7 protein-coding genes are annotated in these 6,082 nt (G+C 68.7%); all 7 read right to left on the bottom strand.

Annotated features, from left to right (window positions below; genetic code table 11):
• Positions 1-377 precede the first annotated feature (377 nt).
• Positions 378-1,739 (bottom strand): MFS transporter, encoded by a 1,362-nt coding sequence (locus G406_RS0124265; RefSeq protein ID WP_028935762.1) that lies wholly within the window; start codon positions 1,737-1,739, stop codon positions 378-380.
• A gap of 114 nt (positions 1,740-1,853) precedes the next feature.
• On the bottom strand, positions 1,854-3,026 hold the full coding sequence (locus G406_RS49515) for an NAD(P)/FAD-dependent oxidoreductase (protein ID WP_051342596.1): 1,173 nt from the start codon (positions 3,024-3,026) through the stop codon (positions 1,854-1,856).
• A gap of 3 nt (positions 3,027-3,029) precedes the next feature.
• Complete coding sequence (gene rd / locus G406_RS49510; RefSeq protein WP_037078316.1) at positions 3,030-3,218, bottom strand: rubredoxin; 189 nt, start codon at positions 3,216-3,218, stop codon at positions 3,030-3,032.
• On the bottom strand, positions 3,215-3,511 hold the full coding sequence (locus G406_RS0124250) for a hypothetical protein (protein WP_245607206.1): 297 nt from the start codon (positions 3,509-3,511) through the stop codon (positions 3,215-3,217). Before G406_RS0124250 ends, rd begins: the two co-directional genes overlap by 4 nt.
• Positions 3,490-4,356 carry a DUF3891 family protein gene (locus tag G406_RS0124245; RefSeq protein WP_028935760.1) on the bottom strand — a complete coding sequence of 289 codons (867 nt, stop codon included), beginning with the start codon at positions 4,354-4,356 and terminating at the stop codon, positions 3,490-3,492. Before G406_RS0124245 ends, G406_RS0124250 begins: the two co-directional genes overlap by 22 nt.
• A 37-nt stretch (positions 4,357-4,393) precedes the next feature.
• Positions 4,394-4,858 carry an aromatic-ring-hydroxylating dioxygenase subunit beta gene (locus G406_RS0124240; protein WP_028935759.1) on the bottom strand — a complete coding sequence of 155 codons (465 nt, stop codon included), beginning with the start codon at positions 4,856-4,858 and terminating at the stop codon, positions 4,394-4,396.
• Complete coding sequence (locus G406_RS0124235) at positions 4,848-6,071, bottom strand: aromatic ring-hydroxylating oxygenase subunit alpha (protein ID WP_169736776.1); 1,224 nt, start codon at positions 6,069-6,071, stop codon at positions 4,848-4,850. Before G406_RS0124235 ends, G406_RS0124240 begins: the two co-directional genes overlap by 11 nt.
• Between the last annotated feature and the right edge of the window lie 11 nt (positions 6,072-6,082).

Here is a 6,082-nt window from a genome sequence, read left to right as displayed (position 1 = left end):
TCGCACATGTTCCAACATCTGCGACGCAACACGTAGCTCTGCGAGGCGTGACAAAAGTGACCACAGAGACTCCTGGGACTGCGCGATCGCGCGAGGGCGCAGCCCAATGCGCAAAGAAGCGCCATCGGCACGCCACCAAGCACGGCATGCACGCACACCTGCCCCTTCCCCGCGATCCTGGCTAAGCACTTGGCGTGGCCGCCCGCTGTCAACCCTGAAACCTCGCCCCCGAACTACGCGCAACCATGAGCCTGCGCGAGGCCGGCGCCAGCCGGGGGTTGAGAGCGGGCGGCCACGCCAAGCACACTGAAAGCCAGCGGGGATGCACCTGTCACGCCAAGCACACTGAAAAGCCGCGGGGATGACGACAGCAAGAATCAGCCAGAGCGAGCGAAATCGACGTCCTTCGTCTCGACCCCGATCGCGGCGCCGACCGTCGTCAGGACGCCACTGAGCACGATCAGCACCACCGGCGTGTACGCGTACGGGAGGAACTCCGCCAGTCCGAGCATGTAGACGCTGTAGAAGGACGGCAGCACCAGCGAGACGCTGTAGGCGATCCCGTATCCGGATGCCCTGACCTCGGTGGGGAACGCCTCGAGCAGGTACACCGTCGCCACCCCGAACGGCGAGATGGCGACGACCAGGGCAACCGTGTACAGCACCATGGCGAGCGCGAAGTCACCCCCGGTCCGCAACAGGCCGATCATCGCGGTGAACGCGAGCACTGAGATCACGAGCGTCCCGACCCCGGACCACATCAGCACCCGGCGTCGACCGTGACGTTGCCCGAGGTGACCGAAGTAGAGGTAGCCGAGGAACAACACGACGTTGGCCAGCAGCAACGCCACGGTGACCGCGTTGGCGTCCTGCTTCAGCTCGCTGATCAACAAACCGGTCACCGGCGAGATCACCGACTGCACCGCCAGCCACAGGCCGGTCATGAGCAGCAGCGCCTGAAGCAACCGCCGCCGGGAGTCCTTGTCACGCAGCAGCCGACGCACGGGGGTCGGCTGCTGCGCGTCGGCCGACGCGACCTTGTCGCGCCACACTTCCGACTCGGCGATCGACCGGTAGAAGTAGACGAAGAACACGACGCCGAGGAGACCACCGACCACGAACGGGATGCGCCAGCCCCACACCTGGTACGCCGAGTCGGCCCCGGCTCGCGGCAGCAGCGCCAGCATCGGCAGCGTCACCAGGGAGATGGCGATGTAGCCGATCGGATAGGCACCGGCGATCAGCGCTCCGACGATGCCCCGTTTCGCCTTGGGGCAGCTCTCCAGGGCCAACGGGTTGGCGCTGGTGTACTCGCCGCCCATGAAGATCCCGCCGACCAGCCGCAGGACCAGCAGCAGCGCGATCCCCCCGTATCCCCACTGTGCGTACCCAGGTAGCGCGGCCATGAGCAAGGTCGACACGGTGAATCCGGCCACCGCGATCAACGTGGCGCGCCTGCGCCCGATCCGGTCGCTGATGCCGCCGAAGATGATCGAGCCGACAGGCCGGCCGATCAGGGTCACCGCGAACGTCAGGTAGAACAGCGTCGTCACCGCGACCGGTGACAGACCCGGGGGCTGGAAGTAGCCGATGGCGGGCGCGAGCGCGACCACCGGGAGATAGATGTCGTAGTAGTCCACGGCGAAGCCGAAGAACGCGGCGCGCGCCGCCTTGCGGGAGCGCGGCGTCATCGGTTCGGAACCGGGTGGCGCCGACCGTTGGGGAAGGGGCGTGCTCATCGTCGTTTCTCCTGTCTACCGGGTCGGCAGAGATCACCGCGGTGTTCGCGGGCACAGCTGTCTGGCCGTTCGTCCACGCAGGGACGCAGCGGCGGGGATGGACGTGATCGGGCGTTACCCGGCGATCAGCTCCCTGGCTCGGTCGAGATCGTCGGGGCGGCCCCGGGTCAGTGCGGCGACGACGGAGCCCGCGCGCTCGTACCAGACGGTGAACTCGCCGTCGGACAGCGATCCGGTGATCCGCTCCGTGTCCCACTCCCCCGCGGGGCCGACGTACTCCAGCAGCGCCCAGTCGGCGAGCTCCGTCCAGAAGTACGGCACCTCGCGGTGTGGTTCCGGCGCGCCCATGAGGCCTCGAGCCGCGGTGACGCCCTGCGCGACGGCGTGCTCGTGGTGCTCGACGCGCAGTCGTCTGCCGTGGACTTCGCTGAAGTACTCGCAGACGTCGCCGGCCGCGAAGACGCCTTCGGCGCTGGTCCGCAGAGTCGCGTCGCAGGCGATGCCGCCGGTGGCGCCCAACTCCAGTCCGGCCTTGGCCGCCAGCCGCGTGTCCGGCGTGGCTCCGACGCCGACCACCACCAGATCGGCGGGCAGCACCGTTCCGGCGTCGGTGCGTACCTCCTCGACGCCGCCGGTCCCGCTGAACTCCGCCACCTGCTCCCCGCACACGAGACGCACGCCGTTCTCGACCAGCAGCGCGGCGATGTGGTCGGCGACGGCGGTGCCGAACGTGGTCTGCATGGGGGCCCGCTCCGGCATCACCATCGTGGCTTCGACGCCCGCGACGGTCAGCTGTGCCGCGACCTCGGCGGCGATGAACGACCCACCGACGAGCACGGCGCGGCGGGCCCGCTGGGTCTCGGCGCGCAGCTTGTGCGCGTTGCCCGGGGCGCGCAGGTAGTGAATCCCCGCCAATCCCGATCCGGGCAGGTTCAGCCGGCGGACGTTTGCGCCGGTGGCGAGCAGCGCCGCGTCGAAGCTCAGCGCCGACCGGTCGGCGAGCGCGACCGTGCGGGCACCGACGTCGAGCGAGGTCACCGAGGCACGGGTACGCAGGTCGACGTCGTGGTCGGCCCACCAGTCCCGCGGTGGCCACCAGATGTCGGCCTCCGCCGCGCCGGGGCCCAGCAGCTCCTTGCTGACCGCGGGCCGGTGGTACGGCGGGTCCAGCTCGCGGGTCAGCACCGTCACGCGGCCCTCGAAGTCCTGCTTACGCAGCTCGATCGCGGCGGCGGAGGCGGCGGCACCCCCGCCGACCAGCACGATCGTGCCATCGGATTCGGCCATGGATCAGTCCTCCTCGAACGGCTCGAAGTCGGACTTGGCGGCGCCGCACACCGGACAGACCCAGCCGTCCGGGATGTCCTCGAACGCGGTTCCGGGGGCGATGCCGCCCTCCGGGTCACCCTCGGCGGGGTCGTACACCTCGCCGCAGGACACGCAGATCCATTTCTTCACGGCCGCGGTGGTCGTGGTCATGGGTGGTTCCTTCCGTGGTCGGTGTCGTCGCCGTCGATCCAGCGGGTCCGGCTCGGGTCGAGCAGGAAGTCGAGGTCCTGGTGCCTCGACCAGGCGAGTGACTCCAGCTCCAACGCGTCCAGGTCGACGCTCTGCCTGGTCCGTAGGTCCTCGATACGCAGCCGGGCCTCCCCCGCACCGTCCTGTCGAACGGTGACGGCGACGACGGCGAACTCGTTGCGCACCACCAGCCGGCCGGGTTCGGGGACGAGCGCCGCGCGCACGGCGTCGGTCACCCCTTCGTGAATCGACATTCCAGAGTGGTCCGTTCTGCGTCCGCCAGCGCCGTGTCGACGTCGGTCCGGTCGCCGTAGGCGCGGTCGGGGATCACCCGTGCGTCGAGACTCGCCACGACGTCGGAGTCGAAGGGGAACGGATCGACCGTGACGACACCCGGCCGGATCGGGGTCAGCACGATGTCGGCCCGCGAACCGCACACCCCGGACGGCGCGCGCTGGATGACTCTCGGCCCTGGCGTCTGGTCGACGGACTTCAAGGTCCGGGCCAGCGGGACCGGCGCGGTGTCGGCCGGGGTGATGTCGGCCAGTGAGACGTACAGCGAGAACAGGTCCCAGATCTGCAGCAGGTCGTAGTGGTGCCACAGGCGCGCTTCGAAGTCGCTGCGGATGCCGTCGGTGACGAGCGACTTCTTCGTCTCGGTCCAGCGACGCTCCTCCTCCGCGACGTGTTTCTCCCGGATCTCGTCCAGCGGTGTGCGGGTGGGCGCGATGCCGACCCCGCCCTCCTGCAGGCCCCACCGGTTCCGGTAGAGCCCCGTCCAGTGCATGCTCACCAGAAGGCCCGCGTACGGGTCCTCCTGGTAGATGCGGTCCACTCCCCGCTGGTAGAGCGGCAGATGTTCTTCGAGCGGAATCTCCAGGAAGTGCAGCGGCCGCCGCGCCTCGGCGTTGTACAGCGGTTCGGCGTCCGCCTCCAGCCAGCCGTCGTCGTGCCGGGCGGTGGCCAGCCGCACCTGGTCGCGTCGGGTGGGGGCGTCGAAGTCCGGGTTTCCCCAGCGCAGGGTGAGGTCGCCGGCTAGTCGGCCGTGCTCGTTCTGGTCCACGAGAACCAGGTCGGCACCGCGACGGGTGATCAGCATGGGGCAGCTACCTTTCCGATGTGTCCGGGTGGGAGTTTCAGAGCAACAGGCTGAGGTTCCCGAGGAAACCGTCGTTGTTGACCAGCTCCACCTTCTTGTGCGCGATCCGCAGGTCACCGTCGGCGCAGCGCAGGGCGTAGCGATAGCGGCCCGCGTACTGGTGTTGCGTGTCCCGCCGGTACTCGACGACGAGGAAGGTGGCGGCGACCTCGGGTGCGGCGTCGGTTCCACCGACCTGGCGGATGTTGCCGATCAGGTGCGCGGTCCGCGACCTCGGCTGTTGCGCGTAGGCCTGGCCGCTGTCGAGCCGCCATACCCGCTCGGCGAGGAACGCCGCGTTGTCGTAGACGATCGACACCTCGCGGCTCGGATCGGTGTCGTCGGCACCCGACGGGATCCAGTACGTCGCGTCCGGGGTGAACAGCTCCAGCCACGCCGCGTAGTCGTGGGAGTCGAGCAGGTCGGCCTCGTGGAACAGGAAGGACTCGATCTCAGCAGCCATCCTCGACCTCCATGAGCTCCAGCCAGCGCCGCAGGTAGGCGCGCTGCGGCACCTCGTCCGAGGATCGCCCGATCCGAATTCCGGTCCCGGGTTCGACGACCTCCCGGTGCAGCCCGCGCGACATCAGAGCCCAGTCGTTCGGGCTCGCGGACGCTTCGAGACCGTTCGTTACCCGGTCGAATCCGACCTCGACATCGTCGGTCGAGCCGAAACCGGAGGGACCGTAGAAGATCTCGTGGTCGCGCAGGATCCGGTTCCTGGTCTCGGCGTCGGCGCCGCGCGGGAGAATCGGATACAGGTAGACGTGCGTCTCGTCCACCGCACGCGGCACCACCAGACGCAGGTGGGCGCCGACGAACGCCAGGCTCGGGAAGACGTTGAGGTTGAACGGGATCAGCTCGCCGATGCCGATCGCGTGCGCATTCTCCCCCGCCCGTTCCAGCGGGCCGTACTCGTGCACGGCATGTCCGTTGCCGAGGTCCATGCCGCGCCAGTCCGGGTTGGTCCGTACGTTCTTGACCCACGGACTACTCGTGCCCGTGCGGTCCTTGAGGATGTCCAGCCAGCTCTTGTGGGTGAAGGAGAAGTGGTACGGGTCGATCGTGTTCTCGATCTGCAGCTTCCAGTTGCCCCGGTAGACCACCTTCTGCGCGCGGGACGCGAGCTCCGGACCACCGCTCCCCACGTCGGCGATGAAGTCCAGGTACCGACGCGCGTTGCCCAGGTACTCCGGCAGCCCGACGATCGCCGGATCGAGGCTCGCGAAGACGAACCCGCGATAGACCTCGACGCGGGGCACGTGCGTCAGCCCCATCGCGCTCTTGTCGAACGCCTCGGGGTACCCGTCGTCGAAGGGCACGCCCACGAGCTGTCCCTCGGCCCCGTAGGTCCAGCCGTGATAGGCACACCGGAAGAAACTCGTGTTGCCGAACTCGCGCTGGCAGACGGCAGACCCTCGGTGGCGGCACCGGTTGAACATGACGTTGATCGCGCCGGTGTCCGCGACGCGGCTGACGATCACTGGTTGCCGCCCGATGTACGCGGTCTTGTAGTCGCCGCCGACGGGGATCTCGCTCTCGTGCGCGACGAACACCCAGGTTCGCCCGTAGATCCGTCTCAGTTCGCGCTCGAAGATCGAGGCCTCACGGTAGATCCGGCCACTCACCCGCCAGTCGTCGGTGATCAGCACGTCCTTGTCGACGGGGGTCGGCACAGCATTCTCCT

The sequence above is a fragment of the Actinospineispora spinosispora DSM 44797 genome (genome assembly GCF_000429025.1).
GTDB lineage: Bacteria > Actinomycetota > Actinomycetes > Mycobacteriales > Pseudonocardiaceae > Pseudonocardia > Pseudonocardia spinosispora.
Note: the sequence above shows the minus strand (reverse complement) of the source record. Positions and strands in the feature narration are given on the sequence as shown.